Origin of the sequence: Desulfolutivibrio sulfodismutans DSM 3696 (genome assembly GCF_013376455.1) — a bacterium.
In the GTDB taxonomy this organism is placed as follows: Bacteria; Desulfobacterota; Desulfovibrionia; order Desulfovibrionales; family Desulfovibrionaceae; genus Desulfolutivibrio; species Desulfolutivibrio sulfodismutans.
Genome location: NZ_CP045504.1, coordinates 1,223,648 through 1,241,847 on the forward strand (window position 1 = coordinate 1,223,648; position 18,200 = coordinate 1,241,847).

Below are 18,200 nucleotides of genomic sequence, written 5' to 3' on the forward strand. Positions count from 1 at the left end.
GGCTCTTACGGCTTGCGCGTTTTCGGCGCCGCCGTCTCCTTTTTTTCCTCTTCGGCCACGACGCCCAGCCGGTCGACCCCGGCGGCCTTGACCACACCCATGACCTGAACCACCACGCCATAAGCCACGCTCTTGTCGGCGCGCAGAAAAAGCGTTTTTTTCTGATCCGCGACCAGCCGTTTGACGTGATCCTGCAGATCCGCCATCGTGACCTGATAGGTGTCCAGGAAAATGCCGCCATCGGCCTTGATGGTCAGCACCAGATGTTCGCTGTCCGTGGGCAGGACGCTGACCGTCCTGGTCTGGGGCAGATCCACCTCCAGCCCCTGGGTCATCATGGGCGCGGTGACCATGAAGATGATCAAAAGCACCAACATCACGTCCACAAAGGGCGTGACGTTGATTTCGGACATAAACGTCTTTTGTCCGCCGCCGATCTGCACTCCCACGGCTAAAACCCCTCCCGGGCCATGGTCCGGCGGGGCTTTTGCTCACGCGGCTCCCGGGGCTCCCGGGGCTCCCAGGTCACCTCGCGCTGGATGCGGTTCAAAAACGCGCCCGCGAAGTTGACCAGCTCCCGCTCAATGGACTGCATGTAGCCCAGAAAAAAGTTGTAGCCGATGGTGGCCGGTATGGCCACGCCAAGGCCGATGGCCGTGGCCACCAGGGCCTCGGAGATGCCCGGGGCCACGGCGGCCAGGGCCGCAGACTGCTGCAGGCCGATGGTATGGAAGGAGTTCATGATGCCCCACACCGTGCCGAACAGGCCGATAAAGGGGGCGGAATTGGCGCTTGTGGCCAAAAACGACAGGGACTTCGAGAGCTTGCCAAGCTCCGAGGTCACCCCCTGGCGCAACACCCGCCGGATGTTGTCCATGGCGATCCTGGCCTTTTCGCCGGGCTCGATGTCGCTGTCCTCCATGCGCATGAGCTCTTCGAAGGCCAGGGCGCCCACGTTGTAGGCCGGGGACTGTTTGTGCCGTCCCAGGGCCTGCATGGCGCTGCGCAGGGACTCGGCCTCCTGGAAGACCGTGTAATCCCTGGCCGAGTCCTTGCGGGCGTTGGTCAGGACGAACAGCTTGACGAAGATGATGCTCCAGCAGCCCAGGGACATCACGCCCAGGATGCTCAACACGAAGATGACCGTGGGGGTGGCCCCGGCCAGCATGGTCCAGAAACCGCCGTGAGGCGTCAGCGCATCCATAAATCCCTTATCACCTTCCGTATGGGGCCATGGCCCCGTCCAGAACACATTTTTCCAAAAGCGGCAACGCCACCTCGGCCGGGGCCTCGATGCGGATATCGGCCATGGCCTGGTAGGCGCTCTCCCCGGGATTGACCTCCACCACAATGCCGCCTCGGGCCTGCACCTCAAACGGCAGGGTGTTGGCCGGGGCGACCTCGCCCGAGGTTCCCACCACCAGCAAAAAATCGGCGGCAAGGGCCAATTGACCGCTTTTTCGCAGGGCGTCAAGTGGAATCGGCTCCCCGAAAAACACGATGTCCGGCCGGACCACCCCGCCGCACTCCCGGCACAGCCAGGGAATATCCCCCCGGCCTAGGGTCCGGGCCTTGTCCGGATCGTGTGCGGCGCGGCAGCGGTGGCAGTGGTAGCGCCCCATGCCCCCGTGGTATTCGATGACGTTGTGCGATCCGGCGGCCTGATGCAGATTATCGATATTCTGGGTGATGACGGCCGCAAGCCGACCGGCCGCCTCCAGCCGGGCCAGGGCGTGGTGGGCCGGGGTAGGCCGGGCCTTGTCCACCACGTCCCGGGCTTCGAGCAGAAAGGCCCAGACCTCTTCCGGATGGCGGCCTATGGCCTCGGCCGTGGCCACCCGCATGGGGTCGTAGCGCGTCCACAGCCCGCCCGGGCTGCGAAAATCCGGTATCCCGGCGGCCACGGAAATCCCGGCCCCGGTGACGGCCACGGCCGTCATCGAAGACCGCCACAGGGCGGCGGCCCTGGCTATCGCCTGCTCCACAATTATCCCCACACGCCTCCAGGCGGCCGAAAGCGCTCCGCCGTCCAAAAATAAAAGATGCAATGCCGAGGCAAATCCGATAATTTCTAACGACAAGCGCCTTTCCTTTTTACAGGCGCGTTCACCGTCCCTCACCACGCGGGCCGCCCGTGGGCGCGTCCGCCATGACCCGTCGCCAGGGAGCCCCCTCTGCGACAAGAGGAAAACCCAGGTATGAACCAGCCCTTGAAAATCGCGGCAGCACTCTTTACGGCCCTGCTGCTTCTGCCGCAAGCCATCCCGGCCCAGGCCGAAACAGCCCCGGAGAAGGGAACCGTGCTCCTGGCCCAGGCCCCGCCGCCGGGGCAGTGGCCCGCGTACCCGGATGAACAGCTCCCCCCCGGGCAACAGCGGCAGCCGGGTCAGAGACGGCCCCCCGGCCAACAACCGCCTCCGCCGGGATACGCTCCTCCCCCGCCGCCCCCGCCCGGCGCACGCCGTCCTCCCGGACCCGGATATGGTCCCGGAGGCGGCTGGCGCGCCCAGGCCCTGGCCCAATGCGCCCAGGAGCAGGCCTACTGCGCCCAGATGTGCAACACCTCATATTACGGGGAGTATCGGGACCAGTGCAACATGAACTGCAACGCCGTCTACGTGGCCTGCGTCAACCGGGCCAACACCATGCCCTGACCCTGTCGTACGTTCGACCGGCCGTGGCCCCCTCGCCACGGCCGGCGTTCAGACCGCCTGCCGTTTTTCCCCTTCCCCGGGTCGGCCCAGATCCGCCATGGCCGGGTCCATGGCCGCCAGGAAGGCCAAAAACGCCTCCACCTCGCTGCGTGGATTGACGTAGCGGCCAGCCTCGCGCACATGGTCCGACAGTTCCCGAACCATGGCCGCGCGCCCGGCCCGGGTCTGGCGGGGATAGGTGCGCACCATGCGGGCCGGGCCGCCGTTCCCCGTGCCGAAGACCACCACATAGGCGTCGGGGATGGCGTCGAAGATGCGCAGTCCCGGAAAACGCTCGGGGACGGCCGTTTCGCGGCCTAAAAAATCCGCCCGGCCGCTTTTGGCCCCCAGGCGATAGTCCACCAGCATGGGCCGATAGCCGCGAAAGCGCAGCCAATGGATGTTATGGCGAAACCGGCGCACGTAAAAATTCTCGCGAAATATCCAAAAACACAGCCCGGCGACCGCGACCACGGCCATGCCGACTGCCTGCCACAGGGACACCCGGGCGGCCACAGCCCCGACGAACGCCTCCAGCCAGACCGCCGCGTCGTAGAGCGCGCCCCACAAGGCAAGCCACGTCTTGTGCGCCAGTTCCGTGGCCGCTTCCCACAGCACATGGAAATATTTCCGGAAAAGCTCGGTGACGATGACGTCCAGATCGTCCATAGGCCCAGGGGCTCCACAGGGTCCGCATCCGGTTGCATGCGACGGCGCGTAAAGGCCACCCTACTCCGGCATCGGCCAAACTGCCTTCGGCCCCTTGGACTACACCTTTTCCCCGGTCCCCCGCAAGGACATGCCGCGTCTTCACTCCCGCGTCACCGCCGCGCCACGCCACCGCCATACGCCACGGGCATTCTCCCTGGCCATGACCGCACACGCCTCCCACCCAAAGTCCCCACGCCCCGTTTCCCTGTCCGACCTGGGCCGCCTGGCCCGGGGCCGCATCCCCGGCCAGGTGGTCATCCAGTACACCGACCGCTGCAACGCCTCCTGCGTGCAGTGCGGCATGCGCACGGGCAACCGTTTCACGCGCTCCACCCTGCGCCCGGACTTCCTGGCTCCCCAGATCGAGGCCATGGCCGCCCGGGGCGTGGCCGCCATCTCCTTCACCGGCGGGGAGCCGCTTCTGTGCCTGGAGGACATCGCCCCCCTGGCCCGGCGCGCCCGCGAGGCAGGCATCCGCTACGTACGCACGGGCACCAACGGTTTTTATTTCCGGGACCACGAACGCCTCGATTTCGCCGCCCGCGTGGCTCAGTTGGCGGACACCCTGCTGGCCAGCGGCTTCAACGCCTTCTGGATCAGCCTGGACAGCGCCGAGGCGGATCTGCACGAGGCGAACCGTGGCCTGCCCGGGGTTGTGGAGGGGATTCGAAAGGCTCTGCCCATCTTCCACGCCCATGGCCTGTATCCGGCCGCCAATCTGGGCATTAATAGGACCACGGGCGGACGGACCACGGACGGCGACGACGCGCCCCCGCCCCACGACCCGCACCGTCCCGACTCCTTCGACGCCGCCGCCTTCACCGGCTTTTTCCGGGAGGCCTTTCGCCGCTTCTACGCCTTTGTGGAGTCGCTGGGGTTCACCACGGTCAACGCCTGCTATCCCATGAGCGCCGAGGAGTCCCCGCCAGGGGGCGGCGACGTTGCGGACGAGTCGGCCGTGAGCGCCCACGAGGCGGTCTACGCCGCCACCTCGGCCGACGACTTCATCCGGTTCTCGCGCCAGGAAAAGGCCGCGCTCTTTGCCGCCCTTTTCGAGGTCATCCCGGAATTTCGGGGGCGGCTTCGCATCTTCACCCCGCGCAGTTCCCTGCTGGCGCTCATGCGCCGCTACGGCGACGGGACGCCAAACGGCCACTATCCCTGCCGGGGCGGCATTGACTTCTTTTTCATGGACGCGGCCCGGGGGCACATCTTCCCCTGCGGCTACCGGGGCGGCGAGGACATGGGACTATTTTCGAATTTCGATCCGGCCAGGGTGACGACCAAGCCCTTCTGCGACCGCTGCGACTGGGAGTGTTTCCGCGACCCTTCCGAACTTTTCGGGCCGGTCATGGACGTCTTTTCCCGGCCCCTGTCCCTGGCCAAACGCTTTTTTTCCGACGCCGCGTACCGCCGGACCTGGATCGAGGACATGCGTTACGCCCTGGCCTGCGACGGATGCAGCGCCGTAATCCCGCCGCGACCCGCAAAGCTGGCCCATTTCGCCCGCCCGAGGCCGTCTGTCTGATTTCTCCGGCGCAGTTGCTTTCCCGGCCCGGCCACGATAGGTGCGGGGGATGACCATGCGCCGGTTCCTGGACAACCCCCTTATCGCCGTAGCCCGAAACGTGGCGCTCATCACCCTGGGCGCGCTCATCTTCAGCCTCGGGGTCAAGGCCATCGCCGTGGAGCACGGCTTCATCTCCGGGGGCGTTTCGGGGCTGGGGCTTCTTTTGTATTATCTCGTGGGGGGCCTGGGCATCGGCTCATGGTATTTCGCCTTAAACGTCCCGCTCATGTTCGTGGGCTGGTACAGCTTAAGCCGCCGCTTCATCCTCTATACCCTCTACGGCATGGCGATCTTAAGCATCTTCATGGACATGGTGACGTTTCGGGCGGGCATCGACGATCCCATGCTGGCGGCCATCTTCAGCGGGGCCGTCATGGGCTCGGGCATGGGCATCGCCCTGCGATCCTATGGGTCGCTCGGCGGCACGGACATCGTGGCCATTGCGCTCAACCAAAAATGGAATCTGCGCGTGGGGCAGTTCAACTTCTACTACAATCTGGTGCTTTTTTCCGTGGGATTTTTCTTTTACGACACGGACCTGATCCTGTATTCCCTGATCTTGTCCTTTGTCTCCTCCATCGTCATGGAATACTTCCTGTCGCTTTTCAACCAGCGCAAGATGGTGCTGATCATCTCCGACCACTCCGAACAGATCGCCCACGACATCGTGCATGTGCTGCGCCGGGGCTCCACGTTTCTCTACGGGCGCGGGGCCTATACCGGCAAGCCCAAGAAGGTGATCCTGACCATCACCAACACGGTGCAGATCAAACGCCTGGAGGAACTGGTCTTCGCCCGGGACAAAAACGCCTTTTTCGTGGTGGAGAACACCTTCAACGTGCTGGGCGAAGGGTTTTCCCGGCGCAAGGTCTATTGACCTCCTGCACCTGTCCCTGAGGCGTCTTTTCGCCCCAGGCCTTTCCGCTATTGGCGCACAAGGTCGCCTACAATCGGCGTGCGGCGGATGATCCGGGCCGCCCCGAAACACACCGGCACGGACACGAGAAAAAGAAGCAGGCACTTGGCCAGAAGGGACATCTCAAACGGGGCCAGTCCCCGGGCCAGGGCGACCATTATGGGCGGGTGGAAGACATAGACCGCAAACGCGCCGTCCGACATGGCGGCCACAAGCCTCCCCTGGCTGTTCCAAGCCTCGCGCCCGACCGCAATCAGGCCCACGGTCATGCATACCCCGGTCATGGATTCCCACAGGGCGAAGACCAGACTTTGCCAGTGCAGACCGCCGGTCACCAAATCGAAACGCCCTCCGGCCCCAAACGCCAAAAGCCAGGCGCACACCGGCGTCCCGGCCAAGGCGACCGCAAGACAGCCCCGACCCAGACGGAAGTCCGCCGTGCGCAGCCAGTCGCCCGCCCGGGCCGCCGCCCCGAAGGCAAAAAGCAGGATGTACTGGGCGAAATGCCCCAGTTGCATGTTGCACACCGTGATCCCCACCGGCAGGGCAAGACGGATCACAAACGCGCCTGCAGCGCACGCCAGGATCATGGACACGACGAGCCCGACCCCCAGGGGGCGACGCACCCCGGTTCCGGAGCGGTGCGGCATGACGGCCGCTCCTGCGGCATAGATCAGGCAGAAGATCAAAAGGGCCAGGGCGAACCACATGGGGCCGGTTCCGGACAGGATATGCCCCTGTGTCACATACAACCGGTAGTACCCCGCGAATCCGATCTTGGAGCTGACATCTTCGGTATTGGCCACGTAGTAGACCGTTAGAGGGTGAACCACCGTCACGTACAGAAGGGTCGGCAGCCCCAGGCGGACAAGACGTCCGGAAACAAAGGACCGCACACCCTTGCGATGCAAGGACAACGACGCATAATACCCGGCCAGGGCGAAAAGAGTGCCCATGAAAAAAGACTGGCACAACGTCTCGCCAAAGACCAGAATCAGCACATCCAACGGCCCAGGGACGGCCGGATCGCGATAATACCAGCCGCCAACCCCGCTGTAGGTCACGGCGGCGTGATCGAACAACACAAGCACGATCATGGCCAACCGTATATTGTCCACAAAGAGCATCCGGTTCTGGCCCATATCCCCTCCCGAATGCATTGCGGCTCGGCAAGGCTCCCCTCACGCCTGAGGCGGACGGCCGCGACGTCCCATGGAGAAAGCTTCCCGTCGCGCCCGGAACTCCCGACGCCTGATCGTCGCACGACCAGGAAAAGACCCGTCTTTTAAAGACACGGCATTCACCCTGGGTTCGGGAACAACCGCGCCACTCTCCACGAGCCGGTCATTCTTTCAGGCTCGTATTCAGATCAGATAACGTTGTTTTTTGTTGCTCTTTTGTCTGACGTTGCCCAACGGCAGCGAGAATTTGTTCCAAAATCACGGTCTGCTTTTCGCTTTCACGCTGGCGGGAATTGATTTTAAAATACCAGCACACAATTTCACGGCCAATCAGAAAAATGATCAGGACAATAACCAGATAGACCAATACCCCAGTGAGTTGCGCCGAAGGATTTAACCACGGATTCATAGGCCCCCTCCTTTTCGGCATCACCTATCAGACAATTTCACAACAAACAACAAGATTTTCTATTTTTCACACACAGACACCTGAAATATGCATCAGCAGAGACACCTTTGTGCAGCATTCAGAACGCTCCGTCGATCAGAAATACTGTGCAGCAAGGCGTGCAATGCTCCTTTACCGAAACGGCGAGTTGATTTGCGCGCAGGTTTGGCCTGTCGGAGAAGCAGGTCAAAACAGTCCGGAAACGCGACAGGTTCTTTCCTGCCGCGTTTCCGGACTGAACCCATGTGTCTTTTGAAAAGACGTCCTTGAAATGATTTTTATCAAAAACGTGGCGTATCGTTCAAGGGATGCAGCACGAGGCCGCCCCTCCCCGCCGCAGCATCCCGGGCACGTCCCATTCCTTCATGAGCCGCGCCGCCGCCGGGGGCGTCAGATGCTCCCAGGGCTCGCCCCGGAGCATGCGGCCGCGCACCTCCGTGGCGCTTAACCCCTTCTGCCAGGGCGACACATCGCGCATGACCTCCACGCAAAGCCCCAGCGACGTGAAAAGCTCCCGCTTGCGGCGGCCCCAGTCGTCGTAGATGGACAAAAAAAACACCGCATCCATGGGCACATAGTACCGGTACAGCTCTGGGCGGTTGATGGGCAGGGGCACGATGGTGAAACTCTCGGGGTCGCACCCATTCTCTTCGAATGCCTCCAGAAGGACGGCCCGCACCAGCCGCTGCCGCTGGTAATAGGTCAGGGGATTGTTTTCCGGGGCCGCCCGCGAAGGGTCGCTTGGGTCCGGCGCGGTCAGAAACGGATCGGGGTTGGTGATGCCCACCACCAGATACCGGCAGCGCTTTGCCCCGTCCATGAGATAGGCCAGATGGTCGTTGTGCAGCACCTGAAAACGGCCGTGAATGACCCCTATCTCATGCATGGTTCACCTCCGATGCGGTTCACGCAGATGGAAAGGATGGCAGGGGGCGGGCCAGAAATCGCGGTGCTCCGGCGTCTCCCGGATGCCTGCCAATTTCGCCCGGTCCATGGCGTTTTGCAAAACCCGCATGAGCTCCGTGCCGCGCGGATGCCCCAGCGCCCCGCCCGCCGCCGCCACCTCGTCGAAACGCGTCACCGCGTCCCGGCGCACCCCGGGGCCGCACACCACCAGCGGCACGGGTTCGCCGCAGTGGATAAGCGGCCCGGCCGAGGGCGTGGAATGATCGGCCGTGACCGCCAGGACAACCGCAGGATCGTCGAGAAAGGCGTCCATGACCTGCCCCAGGCCCTTGTCCAACGATTCGATGACCTGGCGCTTTTTTTCCGGCGACTTGGTATGGGCGGCCTCGTCCGGGGCCTTGGTGTGCACATGGATGAAGTCGTAGCGGCCAAGCGCCTCCCGGGCCAGGGTCAGCCGTACGGCCAGGTCCGCGCCGGGGTCGGCCGTGTCCCTGCATTTGCGGACGTCCATGCCCAGGTAGGCGCACAGGCCGTGGTAGATGATGCCCGAGGCCACGGACAGGGCGCGCAGGCCGTGGCGCGCCAAAAACGGCTCCGGACTGCCCGGCCGCCCCGGGCGCTGGGTGACCACGGCGTTGACCGGGCACAGGCCCCTTGCCGCGCGGCGGGCATTGACCGGGTGATCCGAGAGCGTCTCATAGGCGTGCAGCAGATAGTCCTTGAGGGCCTTGGCCGCGTTCCCGCTGGCCGGGTCCGCGCCGCACAGGGGCAGCACCTCGGGGATGGGCAGGCCGTCCACCATGGGGTTGGTGTCCGTGAAATCCGGCCCCACCGCGTCCCCCGAGTCCCCGGACAGCACCAGGATGCCGAAAAGCCCCCGGTCCCGGACCAGCCGCAGGCGCACCCCCCGGCTGGCAAACGCCGCCACGGCCGCAAAAAGCTCCACGGCCTCGGCCTCGGTCACGGCCTCGGGCTTGTCGCGGAAAAGATACAGACAGCCGTCCCGCTCGACCACGCTGGAAAAATGGGCCAACGCCGCCACCTCGTCGGGCGAAACGGCAATGCCCGCCCCCAGGGCCTCAAGCGGGCCCCGGCCGGGAAATTCGCAGGCCTCGTAGCCGAACATGGCGAAATGGGCGTTCTCGCTGGGAAGGGCCTGCCCCAGATGCCCGGCGTGGTACAGACCGTTGCACCCAAGCGCCGCCAGACGGTCCAGGTTGGGGGTATCTGCCGCCTCAAGCGGCGTTTTATGGCCGAAACAGGCGTGGGACCGGTCCCCCAGCCCGTCCAGGACCACCAGCACGCACCGTTTGACCGCCGACGCCCCATCCATGCCGCCTCCCCCACGCTTTTTCTGTTACGCCCCGACCCCTTCCCCATACAGAGCCTTGCGCAAAAGCGCCATGCCCTCCGCACGCGGCAGCTCACACCCGGTCCACAGCCGAAACTGCTCCACCGCCTGTCCGAAAAACATCGCAAGTCCCGGGATCACCCGCGCCCCGGCCGCCGCCGCATCCCGCAAAAACGCCGTCTCATGCGGATTGTAGACCAGATCATAGGCCACCGCCCCGGCTCCCACGCTCCCCGCGGGCATGGGCGACAGGCCCTCGTTTTTCCCGAGCATCCCCAGGGGCGTGGCGTTGACCACCAGCCCCCCGGCCCGCTCCCCCCGATCCTCCCAGGCCACGCAGCCCACCCCGAAATCCCGGGCCAGCTCCCGCGCCTTCTCAGCCGTGCGATTCGTCACCCAAATCTCCGGCACGCCAAGCTCCCCAAGGCCCGCTACCGCCGCCCGGGCCGCGCCGCCGCCGCCCACAACCAGCGCCGTGCCCGGCAGCCCGGATATCTCGCGCAGCGGGGCGACAAATCCGGCCACATCCGTGTTCTCGCCCCACAGCTTGCCATCACGCCAGAAAAGGGTGTTCACCGCCCCAACCGCCCGGGCCCTGTCCGTCACCTCGTCCACATACTCCATCACTGCCGCCTTGTGCGGGATCGTCACCGACACGCCCTCGATCCCAAGCAGCCGTACCGCCGTCATGAAATCCGCCACCCGGCCCGCCGCAACCGGCCAGGCCATGTACACCCCGGGCAGCCCGAAATGCCCGAAACCCCAGTTGTGCAGTAAAGGACTTAAGCTGTGCCCGAGCGGATGCCCGATGATGCCGAACAGGCGGGTAGGGATGAGGGGAGATGGCATGGGAGGCTCCTTGGGGAGAAATGAGAACTGGGGAGGGGGAACCCCTTTTGTGAACAAAAGGGGTTCCCCCTCCCCAGACCCCTCCCCCTCCCCAAAAAACTTTTATAGGGGGCGTTATGGAAACCAAAGGGGGATGTCGCCGCGTGCGGGATTCCAAAGGGCGAAGCCCTTTGGCTGCTGATGCAGTCAGCAGCCTCGAAAATCACACCTAGGCTGCGGCTTGGCCGCGCCGTAAGCGAGTGATTTTCGTGTCTTTCCGCCCAGCGGCTTGGCCGCTGTCGGCGGCGCAAAGCTCCGTCAGGAGCTTTGTCATCCACCTGGGCGAAGCCCTTTGGCCGCCGGAGGCATCCCCCCCTACAGACTGTCTGCCGCCTGCGTCGCCTAGGCCGCCCGGGCCGCGCCGGCGCGGATGGCCTCGATGTTTTTGGGAATGAGCTTGGCGTAGTGGCTGGAGATGACATGCGACAGGCTGTCCTCCACCGCCGACAGGGGCACAACCCCAGTGGCCGCCACATAGGCCCCGATGGCCACCATGTTGGCCATGCGCGCGTTACCCAGACCGTCGGCGATCTCATTGCAGGGCACGGACACCAGCCGCACCCGGTCGGCCTCGGCCAGGGCCGGATCGACCAACGAGGAATTGAGGATCAGCACGCCGCCGTCCACGAGCCGTGGGCCGAACTTGTCAAGAGACGGCCGGTTCATGACGATCAGGCTTTTCGGGCGATGGATGATGGGCGAACCAATCTCCTCCTCGGAGACCACCACCGTGCAGTTGGCCGTACCGCCGCGCATCTCCGGGCCGTAGACCGGGATGTAGGTGACGTTTAAGCCCTGGTTCATGCCCGCATAGGCCAGAAGGTTGCCGATGAGCATGACCCCCTGGCCGCCGAAACCGGCGATGATCACATCCTGATACAGACTCACTTGCCGCCTCCTTCGCCGGTTGCGTCCCGAAAGACCCCCAGCGGAAACACGGGAATCATCTCCTTGGCGATGCGCTCGTTGGCCTGAAGCGGGGTCATGCGCCAGTTGGTGGGACAGGTGGCCAAAAGCTCCACAAACCCGAAGCCCAGATCCTGCTCCTGGATGGTGAAGGCTTTTTTGATGGCCTTTTTGGCCTGCACGATGTGCTTGACCGAATCCAGGGCCACGCGCGTGCTGTACACCGTGCCGCCCAGGCCCGCGATGATCTCGGCCATGTTCATAGGGCCGCCCTCGCGGTCCTGGCAGCGGCCGCCCGGGCAGGTGGTGGTCTTCTGGCCGATCAGCGTGGTGGGGGCCATCTGGCCGCCGGTCATGCCGTAGACCGTGTTGTTGACGAAGACCACCGTGAGCCGTTCGCCCCGGTTGGCGCAGTGCATGATTTCCGCAAGGCCGATGGAAGCCAGATCCCCGTCGCCCTGATAGGTGAAGACGAAGGCGTCGGGCCGGGCCCGCTTGACCCCCGTGGCCACGGCCGGGGCGCGCCCGTGCGGGGCCTCCACCGTGTCCACCGAGATGTAATTGTACAAAAACACCGAGCAGCCGATGGCGCTGACGGCGATGGTCTTTTCCACAAGCCCCATTTCCACCAGACACTCGGCCACCAGTCTGTGGGCCACGCCGTGATGGCAGCCGGGACAATAGTGCATGCCCCGGTCAGTCATGACCGAGGGGCGCTCAAAAACCAGTTCGTCCTTCATGTCCTACCTCGAAAGGGCCGAGCGGATCGGCGCTTCAATCTCGTCGGGAGTGGGCATGTTGCCCGGCAATAAGCCGTGGAAGCCGCTGTCGGCATGGAAACGCACGGCCAGGCGCACGTCCTCGACCATCTGGCCCATGTTGTGCTCGATGGTCAAAAAGCGCTTTCCCTGCGCCGCAAGCTCGGCCAGGGCCTGGGTCGGAAACGGATAGAGGGTGATGGGCCGAAAAAGCCCCACCTTCTCTCCCGCCGCCCGAAGCGAACGCACCGCGCTCTTGGCGATGCGGCCGATGGACCCATGCGCCACCACCACCAGTTCGGCGTCCTCGGTCTGATAGGCCTCGAAGCGCACCTCGGCCTGCATGGACTTGTACTTGGCGTCCAGGCGCAGGTTCTGGCCGGCCAGTTCGCCCTCGTCGAGGAAAAGCGACTTGAGCAGCCGCTTGGGTCGCCCGGACGCGCCGTCGAGCCGCCAGTCGCCGCCCTCGGCAGGCGATACCGGCTCAGGCTTCCAGGTCGTCACCGGCTCCTTCATCTGGCCCAAAATGGCGTCGCCCAGCACCAGCACCGGATTACGATATTTGAAGGCCAGGTCGAAGGCTGCGATGATGAGATCATAGGCCTCCTGGCAGGTGGATGGCGAAAGCACCAGAAGCCGGTAGTCGCCGTGGCCGCCGCCCTTGGTGGACTGGAAATAGTCGCCCTGGGAGGGACCGATGTCGCCCAGGCCCGGGCCGCCCCGGTTCATGTTCACGATGACCCCGGGAAGCTCGCTTCCGGCCATGTACGAAATGGCCTCCTGCATGAGCGAAATGCCCGGGCTCGACGAGGTGGTCATGGCCCGTACCCCGCAGGCCGCCGCGCCCAGCAGCATGTTGGCCGAGGCCACCTCGCTCTCGGCCTGGACGAACTCGCCCCCGGCGTCAGGCAGGGCCTTGGACAGAAATTCCGGAATGTCGTTCTGGGGAGTGATGGGATAGCCGAAATAGCATCGCAGCCCGGCAGCCAGAGCCCCGTAGGCGATGGCCTCGTTGCCCTTGATAAACATGCGCTTCTCAGACATGGGCCGCCTCCTCGCTCTTTTTCGGCTTCACCGTCTTCCAGACCGTGATGGCCACGTCCGGACAGACCATGGCGCAACTGGCGCACCCGGTACACTTGGACTCCTCGCCAGGCGCTACCTCGACGACCTTGTAGCCCTGCTGGTTGAACCTGGAAGATTGCACCACAATCTCCTTGGGACACGCCAACGTGCAAAGGAGACACCCCTTGCACCGCTCCTCGTCAATCACAATCCGCGACATGCCTGCTCCTTTTGGAAGAGGATGAACCGGGGAGGGGAACCCCTTTTGTGAACAAAAGGGGTTCCCCTCCCCGGACCCCTCCCCTCCCCAAAAAACTTCAACAGTTCTGCGTTGCCTCATCTTCCCGGCGGGTATCGAGGGCGCTTTTTTCCCCGGCGTCTCCGCCGGGGAAAAAAGCGCCCTCGCACACACCATGCGCCCCTCCCGCCAGCCGCGCCCCCTATACGGGGGGTCCGGGGGGAATGATTCCCCCCGGGCGGTGGTGGGGTCCGGGGAGGAGGCGGCAGCCTCATCCCCGGGGGCTCCCTCATACGATCAACATGGCGTCGCCGTAGGAGAAGAAGCGGAACCCGGCGGAGATAGCCTCATGGTAAGCCGAAAGGACATGGTCTGTTCCGGCCAGAGCGCATATCATAATCAGCAGGGTTGATCCAGGCAAATGAAAATTGGTGAAAAGGCCGTCGATGACCTGAAAGTCGCAGCCGGGGCGCAGGAAGATGTCCGTGGCGCCGACGAAGGGGGCGATGCGGCCGGTCGCGGCGAAGGCCCCTTCCAGGGCGCGCACGGAGGTGGTGCCCACGGCGATGACCGGGCGGCCCTGGGATTTGGCCAGGGAGACGGCGGCGGCGGTTTCGGGGGGGATTTCCAGATGTTCGCGGTGCATGTCGTGGTTGCGGATGTCCGTGGCGCGCACCGGGCTGAAGGTGCCGTAGCCCACGTGCAGGGTGACCTCGGCCCAGTCGAAGCCGCGTTTTTTCAGGGCGTGGCGCATGTCCGGGGTGAAATGCAGTCCGGCCGTGGGCGCGGCCGCCGAGCCGGGCTTGTCGGGACGGGCGTAGACAGTCTGGTAGCGCGAGGCGTCGGCGGTTTCGTCGGGGCGCTTGATGTAGGGCGGCAGGGGCATATGCCCGATGGCGTCCAGGATGTCGGGGAGTCGGCCGACGTAGGACAGCATGACCTCGGCGTGGCCGAATTCACCCCGGGAGATCACAGTCAGGGACAACTCATCGGAAAAGGTCACGAGATCGCCGGGTTTGGGGGCCTTGGAGGCCCGCAAAAGGCCCACGGCCCGGGCCGACACACGGCCGGGTCGGCCCGGGTCTGGCGCGGCGGACAGGAGCACGGGCGGGGTGAGCAGCAAAAACTCCACGGCCCCGCCGGTTTTCTTGCGGCCGAAGAGACGGACGGGGGCCACCCGGGTGTTGTTGGCCACAAGCAGCGCGTTTGGCGGCAAGAGGTCCGGCAGGTCGGCGAACCGGGCCTGCCGGGCGCCCCCGGTTTCCCGGGAAAGGAGCATGAGCCGGGAGGCGTCGCGCTGCGGCAGAGGACGCTGGGCGATCAATTCCGGCGGCAGATGGAACTGGTAGGTTCCCAGGTCGCAGTCGGCGGGAACGCCGCCCGGATCGCCGGAAGCGGGATCGTGGGGGGGATCGTGGGGACCGGGGGTCACGGGAGGGAGTCCGGGCAAAGGGCCTGGGCCGTCAGTTCGGCCATGCGCCGGGCGGCGGCGTCCATGTCCACGGTGTGGCCGAGCTCCCGGGCGGCGGAGGTCATACGCACGCCGGGCAGGCCGCAGGGCACCATGGCCGAAAAAAGGCCCAGGTGGTTTATGAGATTGATGGCCAGGCCGTGGGTGGTCACGAACCGGGAGACGTGGATGCCCATGGAGGCGATCTTGCGGTCGTCCACCCACAGGCCCAGGGGGTCCAGGCGGGGTGTGGCGGCCACGCCCATCTCCGCCAGGAGCCCGGCCCCGGCCTCCAGGATGCGCAGGACGAAGGCCTTGACCCCAAGGTCCAGGCGGCGCAGATGCACCACGGGGTAGATAACCAGTTGCCCGGGCTCGTGGGCGGTGGCCCCGCCGCCCCGGTCGGTCTGGACCACGGGCACCCCGGGGGGGGCGGCCAACACCTGGTTGAGCTTTTTGTTGGCCCCAAGGGTGATGACCGGCGGATGCTCCAGCACAAAGACCGTGCCTACCCCGCCGCCAGCCTTGAGGGCCTCGGCCGCACGCTGTTGCAGGACCATGGCCTCGGCGAAATCGAGACGCCCCGGGAACCGCAGATCGAGATCGCGGGAACCGGGGATGGTGGCCGACATGTTCATCCGTTTTTCTGGAGCCGGGCCAGGATGTCGGCCAGGGCGTCCTCGGCCATGGCCGTGTCCACCTGGCAGGTGCCGACCTTGGCGTGGCCGCCTCCGCCGTATTCCAGCATGAGCGCGCCGACATCCGTTTTGCAGGTGCGGTTGGTGATGCTGTGGCCCACGGTGATGACGGTGTTTTGCTTGAGCTTTCCCCAGATGACCTGGACGCTGACGTTGCAGTCCGGGAACATGGTATAGACTACGAACCGGTTTCCGGTGTAGATTTCGTCCTGGTTCCGGAAGTCGAGCAGGACCACGTTGCCATGCACCGTACCGCGTTTTTTGAGCATCTCCCGGAAGAGCGCATCCTGCTCGAAATAACGGTCGATGCGCTCCTTGACGTCGGGATCGTCCAGGATGGTTTCCACATCCTCGATACGGCACATCTCCACCAGCTTTTCCATAAGCTGGTAGTTGCTGATGCGGTAGTCCCGATAGCGCCCCAGGCCCGTGCGCGGGTCCATGAGAAAGCTTAGAAGAATCCATCCCGCAGGGTTCTCGATTTCCGCAACCGTCAGGTTGCCCGAATCGCAGCGGTCCACGTAGTCAAGCATGGCGTCGAAGCGCGGAGAAAAGGTCTTGTGGCCGCCGTAGTAGTCCCAGATGACCCGGGCGCAGCTCGGGGCCAGGCGGGAGACGCCCTGGAAGGAGAAATTGAAGTCCAGGCGTTCCTGCTCGCTGGAATGGTGGTCGAACCACAGGCCGCAGCCCGGGGCGTAGGGCACGTTGGCCAGGATGTCGTTGTCGCAGGCGGCCACCTTGCCGTCCTGGACGTCTTTGGGGTGGACGAATTTCCAATCGTCCATGATGCCCGCTTCTTTGAGCAGCACGGCGCAGATGAGTCCGTCAAAGTCGGATCGGGTCAGAAGGCGCATGTTTTCCTCCGGCTGGTGGGGTGCGAGATGGAGCCGGTGACGGCGCTGGCACGGTAACGCATGGCCCTGCGGCTGACAACAGGCGAAAGGCGGCGGACGCCGTTTTCGCGCTGCCGACATGGGACGCCGTCCCGGTCTTTCGAATGCCCGCGTGGAGTTTCATTTGCCATGTCGCGGCTTTTGGTGTGGAATGCCGTCTCGGCGTGCGCCTCCAGGATCGACGCCATCGGTCCATGTCCAGCATCCTTTTTTCGGACACCCCGGCGTTGTCCGTTTTTTTTGGAGTATTGACATCATGATGCGCGCCCTCCCTCATCCGCCCCGCGAGATCGATACCCTGGCCCGGTTGCGCGCGGCCATGGAGGCCTCCCAGGCCATCCGGACCGCCGCCGTGCGTGAAATCCTGGACGGCCGCACCCCGGACCCCGCCCACGCCGCCCTGTTGGAACGCACCCTGGTGGCCCTGTCCCGTCCCGGCGGCAGGGGAAGCGTGAAGGAGCTTCTGCTCCCGGACGGCCGAAGCATCGGCGTGGATTTGAACCGGGAGCGGGAAGAACTGGAAAAGGACATCCTCTACCTCGGTTCCGGTGAGGACGCCCTGTTGCGCCATCTGGCCCGGGAAATCGACGATTTCGACGATCATCTGGAGGCTGGACGGCAGTTCCTGGGTGATCGCCGGTTCAACTGTTTTTTCACCGACCGCGACGGCACCGTGCAGTCCTACCACGGGCGCTACGCCACCTCGGTGCAGTCGGCCTATTCGGCGGTCTTTCTGTGCCGTTTCGCCATGAACCGGACAACGTACCCGCTGATGCTCACCTCCGCCCCCCTGCGCGGGCCGGGCATTTTGGATGTCACGGCCATCCCCTCGGGCATCTTCGCCTATGGGGCCTCCAAGGGCCGCGAATACCTGGACCGGGCCGGAAACAGGGGAGCCCTGCCCATCGCGCCCCGGAAGAAGGAACTTCTGAAGGCGCTCAACGACAGGCTCCTGGCCCTGGTCCACAGGCCTGAAAACGAGGTGTTCACCCTGATCGGCTCCGGCCTGCAATTCAAGTTCGGACAGACCACCCTGGCCCGCCAGGATATGGACGGAACCGTGCCCGAAGACCGCTCAGTGGAGCTTCTGGCCTCCGTGCGCGACGTGGCGGCCGCCCTGGATCCGGCCGGAGAAAACCTGCGCATCGAGGACACCGGACTCGACCTGGAAATCATCCTGACCATCGAGGACGAGGCCGGGGGAATCAAGGACTTCGACAAGGGCGACGCCGTGGCCTATCTGGATCGCTCCCTGGGCCTTGGCCTCGAAAACGGCCCGCATCTGGCCTGCGGCGACACCCCGGCGGACATCCCCATGGCCCTGGCGGCCTCCGCCAGGGGCGCGGAGACCCTCGCCATTTTCGTCGGTTGCGGCGACTCGACGACCAACCTCATCCGGGAAAAGCTACCGAACGCCCTTTTTTTCCCTTCGCCGGATATGCTGATGGCCCTTTTGGGAGCGACAGCCCGCAACGGATAATGCGTATGGAATCACCACTTCACCCTTGGTTCACCCCACGCACTGTCA

At 64.8% G+C, this 18,200-nt stretch carries 20 protein-coding genes; 4 read left to right on the forward strand and 16 right to left on the reverse strand.

Features of this window, described 5'->3' with window-relative positions; all coding sequences use genetic code 11:
* Positions 1-5: 5 nt before the first annotated feature.
* The 3 genes from tolR to GD606_RS05825 are packed head-to-tail and all read right to left on the reverse strand — an operon-like array spanning position 6 to position 1,988.
* Positions 6-449, reverse strand: a complete 444-nt coding sequence (tolR, locus tag GD606_RS05815; RefSeq protein ID WP_163302960.1) for a protein TolR — start codon at positions 447-449, stop codon at positions 6-8.
* A 2-nt stretch (positions 450-451) separates the two neighbouring features.
* Positions 452-1,204, reverse strand: a complete 753-nt coding sequence (locus GD606_RS05820) for a MotA/TolQ/ExbB proton channel family protein (protein ID WP_163302961.1) — start codon at positions 1,202-1,204, stop codon at positions 452-454.
* Between the two features lie 10 nt (positions 1,205-1,214).
* Positions 1,215-1,988, reverse strand: coding sequence for an SIR2 family NAD-dependent protein deacylase (locus GD606_RS05825; RefSeq protein ID WP_374190890.1), 774 nt, complete (start codon positions 1,986-1,988; stop codon positions 1,215-1,217).
* 210 nt (positions 1,989-2,198) lie between these two features.
* Between GD606_RS05825 and GD606_RS05830 the strand changes: the two genes are divergently transcribed.
* Complete coding sequence (locus GD606_RS05830) at positions 2,199-2,654, forward strand: hypothetical protein (protein WP_176629231.1); 456 nt, start codon at positions 2,199-2,201, stop codon at positions 2,652-2,654.
* Positions 2,655-2,702: 48 nt separating this feature from the next.
* Here GD606_RS05830 and GD606_RS05835 read toward each other — a convergent pair whose 3' ends face one another.
* Positions 2,703-3,362: a hypothetical protein gene (locus GD606_RS05835; RefSeq protein ID WP_163302963.1), complete on the reverse strand. Its 660-nt coding sequence runs from the start codon at positions 3,360-3,362 to the stop codon at positions 2,703-2,705.
* A 130-nt stretch (positions 3,363-3,492) separates the two neighbouring features.
* Between GD606_RS05835 and GD606_RS05840 the strand changes: the two genes are divergently transcribed.
* A complete protein-coding gene (locus tag GD606_RS05840) occupies positions 3,493-4,932 on the forward strand; it encodes a radical SAM protein (RefSeq protein WP_246298993.1) in 1,440 nt (479 codons plus the stop codon).
* 55 nt (positions 4,933-4,987) lie between these two features.
* The gene (locus GD606_RS05845) at positions 4,988-5,851 is read left to right on the forward strand and encodes a YitT family protein (RefSeq protein ID WP_163302970.1); all 864 of its coding nucleotides are present in this window, start codon (positions 4,988-4,990) and stop codon (positions 5,849-5,851) included.
* Positions 5,852-5,898: 47 nt separating this feature from the next.
* Here GD606_RS05845 and GD606_RS05850 read toward each other — a convergent pair whose 3' ends face one another.
* The 12 genes from GD606_RS05850 to GD606_RS05905 all read right to left on the reverse strand — a co-directional run bounded on the left by GD606_RS05850 (position 5,899) and on the right by GD606_RS05905 (position 16,633).
* Positions 5,899-7,032 carry an acyltransferase family protein gene (locus GD606_RS05850; RefSeq protein ID WP_163302964.1) on the reverse strand — a complete coding sequence of 378 codons (1,134 nt, stop codon included), beginning with the start codon at positions 7,030-7,032 and terminating at the stop codon, positions 5,899-5,901.
* Between the two features lie 202 nt (positions 7,033-7,234).
* Positions 7,235-7,480: a hypothetical protein gene (locus GD606_RS05855; protein WP_163302949.1), complete on the reverse strand. Its 246-nt coding sequence runs from the start codon at positions 7,478-7,480 to the stop codon at positions 7,235-7,237.
* 340 nt (positions 7,481-7,820) lie between these two features.
* A complete protein-coding gene (locus GD606_RS05860; protein ID WP_163302965.1) occupies positions 7,821-8,405 on the reverse strand; it encodes a nucleotidyl transferase family protein in 585 nt (194 codons plus the stop codon).
* A gap of 3 nt (positions 8,406-8,408) precedes the next feature.
* Positions 8,409-9,758, reverse strand: a complete 1,350-nt coding sequence (locus GD606_RS05865) for a BPG-independent phosphoglycerate mutase family protein (RefSeq protein WP_163302966.1) — start codon at positions 9,756-9,758, stop codon at positions 8,409-8,411.
* A 24-nt stretch (positions 9,759-9,782) separates the two neighbouring features.
* Positions 9,783-10,625 (reverse strand): shikimate dehydrogenase, encoded by an 843-nt coding sequence (aroE, locus tag GD606_RS05870; protein WP_176629232.1) that lies wholly within the window; start codon positions 10,623-10,625, stop codon positions 9,783-9,785.
* A 381-nt stretch (positions 10,626-11,006) separates the two neighbouring features.
* Positions 11,007-11,552: a 2-oxoacid:ferredoxin oxidoreductase subunit gamma family protein gene (locus GD606_RS05875; RefSeq protein ID WP_163304026.1), complete on the reverse strand. Its 546-nt coding sequence runs from the start codon at positions 11,550-11,552 to the stop codon at positions 11,007-11,009.
* Positions 11,549-12,310: a thiamine pyrophosphate-dependent enzyme gene (locus GD606_RS05880; RefSeq protein WP_163304025.1), complete on the reverse strand. Its 762-nt coding sequence runs from the start codon at positions 12,308-12,310 to the stop codon at positions 11,549-11,551. Before GD606_RS05880 ends, GD606_RS05875 begins: the two co-directional genes overlap by 4 nt.
* A gap of 3 nt (positions 12,311-12,313) precedes the next feature.
* Positions 12,314-13,372, reverse strand: coding sequence for a 3-methyl-2-oxobutanoate dehydrogenase subunit VorB (locus GD606_RS05885; RefSeq protein WP_163304024.1), 1,059 nt, complete (start codon positions 13,370-13,372; stop codon positions 12,314-12,316).
* The gene (locus GD606_RS05890; RefSeq protein WP_163304023.1) at positions 13,365-13,613 is read right to left on the reverse strand and encodes a 4Fe-4S dicluster domain-containing protein; all 249 of its coding nucleotides are present in this window, start codon (positions 13,611-13,613) and stop codon (positions 13,365-13,367) included. The genes GD606_RS05885 and GD606_RS05890 overlap by 8 nt, the downstream gene beginning before the upstream one ends.
* A 307-nt stretch (positions 13,614-13,920) precedes the next feature.
* Positions 13,921-15,063, reverse strand: a complete 1,143-nt coding sequence (gene queA / locus GD606_RS05895; protein WP_163302238.1) for a tRNA preQ1(34) S-adenosylmethionine ribosyltransferase-isomerase QueA — start codon at positions 15,061-15,063, stop codon at positions 13,921-13,923.
* Positions 15,060-15,713: a lipoyl(octanoyl) transferase LipB gene (lipB, locus tag GD606_RS05900; protein WP_163302237.1), complete on the reverse strand. Its 654-nt coding sequence runs from the start codon at positions 15,711-15,713 to the stop codon at positions 15,060-15,062. The genes queA and lipB overlap by 4 nt, the downstream gene beginning before the upstream one ends.
* Positions 15,714-15,715: 2 nt before the next feature.
* Positions 15,716-16,633 carry a DHH family phosphoesterase gene (locus tag GD606_RS05905; RefSeq protein WP_163302236.1) on the reverse strand — a complete coding sequence of 306 codons (918 nt, stop codon included), beginning with the start codon at positions 16,631-16,633 and terminating at the stop codon, positions 15,716-15,718.
* Positions 16,634-16,928: 295 nt separating this feature from the next.
* Here GD606_RS05905 and GD606_RS05910 point away from each other — a divergent pair, with 295 nt between their 5' ends.
* Positions 16,929-18,152, forward strand: a complete 1,224-nt coding sequence (locus GD606_RS05910; protein ID WP_163302235.1) for a trehalose 6-phosphate synthase — start codon at positions 16,929-16,931, stop codon at positions 18,150-18,152.
* Positions 18,153-18,200 lie beyond the last annotated feature (48 nt).

What these genes read in the sequence shown, in the direction of transcription:
- lipB (WP_163302237.1), bottom strand. Translation starts at nt 15,713, where the DNA reads ATGTCGGCCACCATCCCCGGTTCCCGCGATCTCGATCTGCGGTTCCCG.
- GD606_RS05840 (WP_246298993.1), top strand. Translation starts at nt 3,493, where the DNA reads ATGCCGCGTCTTCACTCCCGCGTCACCGCCGCGCCACGCCACCGCCAT.
- aroE (WP_176629232.1), bottom strand. Translation starts at nt 10,625, where the DNA reads ATGCCATCTCCCCTCATCCCTACCCGCCTGTTCGGCATCATCGGGCAT.
- GD606_RS05865 (WP_163302966.1), bottom strand. Translation starts at nt 9,758, where the DNA reads ATGGATGGGGCGTCGGCGGTCAAACGGTGCGTGCTGGTGGTCCTGGAC.
- GD606_RS05820 (WP_163302961.1), bottom strand. Translation starts at nt 1,204, where the DNA reads ATGGATGCGCTGACGCCTCACGGCGGTTTCTGGACCATGCTGGCCGGG.
- GD606_RS05880 (WP_163304025.1), bottom strand. Translation starts at nt 12,310, where the DNA reads ATGAAGGACGAACTGGTTTTTGAGCGCCCCTCGGTCATGACTGACCGG.
- GD606_RS05905 (WP_163302236.1), bottom strand. Translation starts at nt 16,633, where the DNA reads ATGCGCCTTCTGACCCGATCCGACTTTGACGGACTCATCTGCGCCGTG.
- GD606_RS05845 (WP_163302970.1), top strand. Translation starts at nt 4,988, where the DNA reads ATGCGCCGGTTCCTGGACAACCCCCTTATCGCCGTAGCCCGAAACGTG.
- GD606_RS05860 (WP_163302965.1), bottom strand. Translation starts at nt 8,405, where the DNA reads ATGCATGAGATAGGGGTCATTCACGGCCGTTTTCAGGTGCTGCACAAC.
- GD606_RS05850 (WP_163302964.1), bottom strand. Translation starts at nt 7,032, where the DNA reads ATGGGCCAGAACCGGATGCTCTTTGTGGACAATATACGGTTGGCCATG.
- GD606_RS05835 (WP_163302963.1), bottom strand. Translation starts at nt 3,362, where the DNA reads ATGGACGATCTGGACGTCATCGTCACCGAGCTTTTCCGGAAATATTTC.
- GD606_RS05885 (WP_163304024.1), bottom strand. Translation starts at nt 13,372, where the DNA reads ATGTCTGAGAAGCGCATGTTTATCAAGGGCAACGAGGCCATCGCCTAC.
- GD606_RS05890 (WP_163304023.1), bottom strand. Translation starts at nt 13,613, where the DNA reads ATGTCGCGGATTGTGATTGACGAGGAGCGGTGCAAGGGGTGTCTCCTT.
- GD606_RS05855 (WP_163302949.1), bottom strand. Translation starts at nt 7,480, where the DNA reads ATGAATCCGTGGTTAAATCCTTCGGCGCAACTCACTGGGGTATTGGTC.
- GD606_RS05830 (WP_176629231.1), top strand. Translation starts at nt 2,199, where the DNA reads ATGAACCAGCCCTTGAAAATCGCGGCAGCACTCTTTACGGCCCTGCTG.
- GD606_RS05910 (WP_163302235.1), top strand. Translation starts at nt 16,929, where the DNA reads ATGATGCGCGCCCTCCCTCATCCGCCCCGCGAGATCGATACCCTGGCC.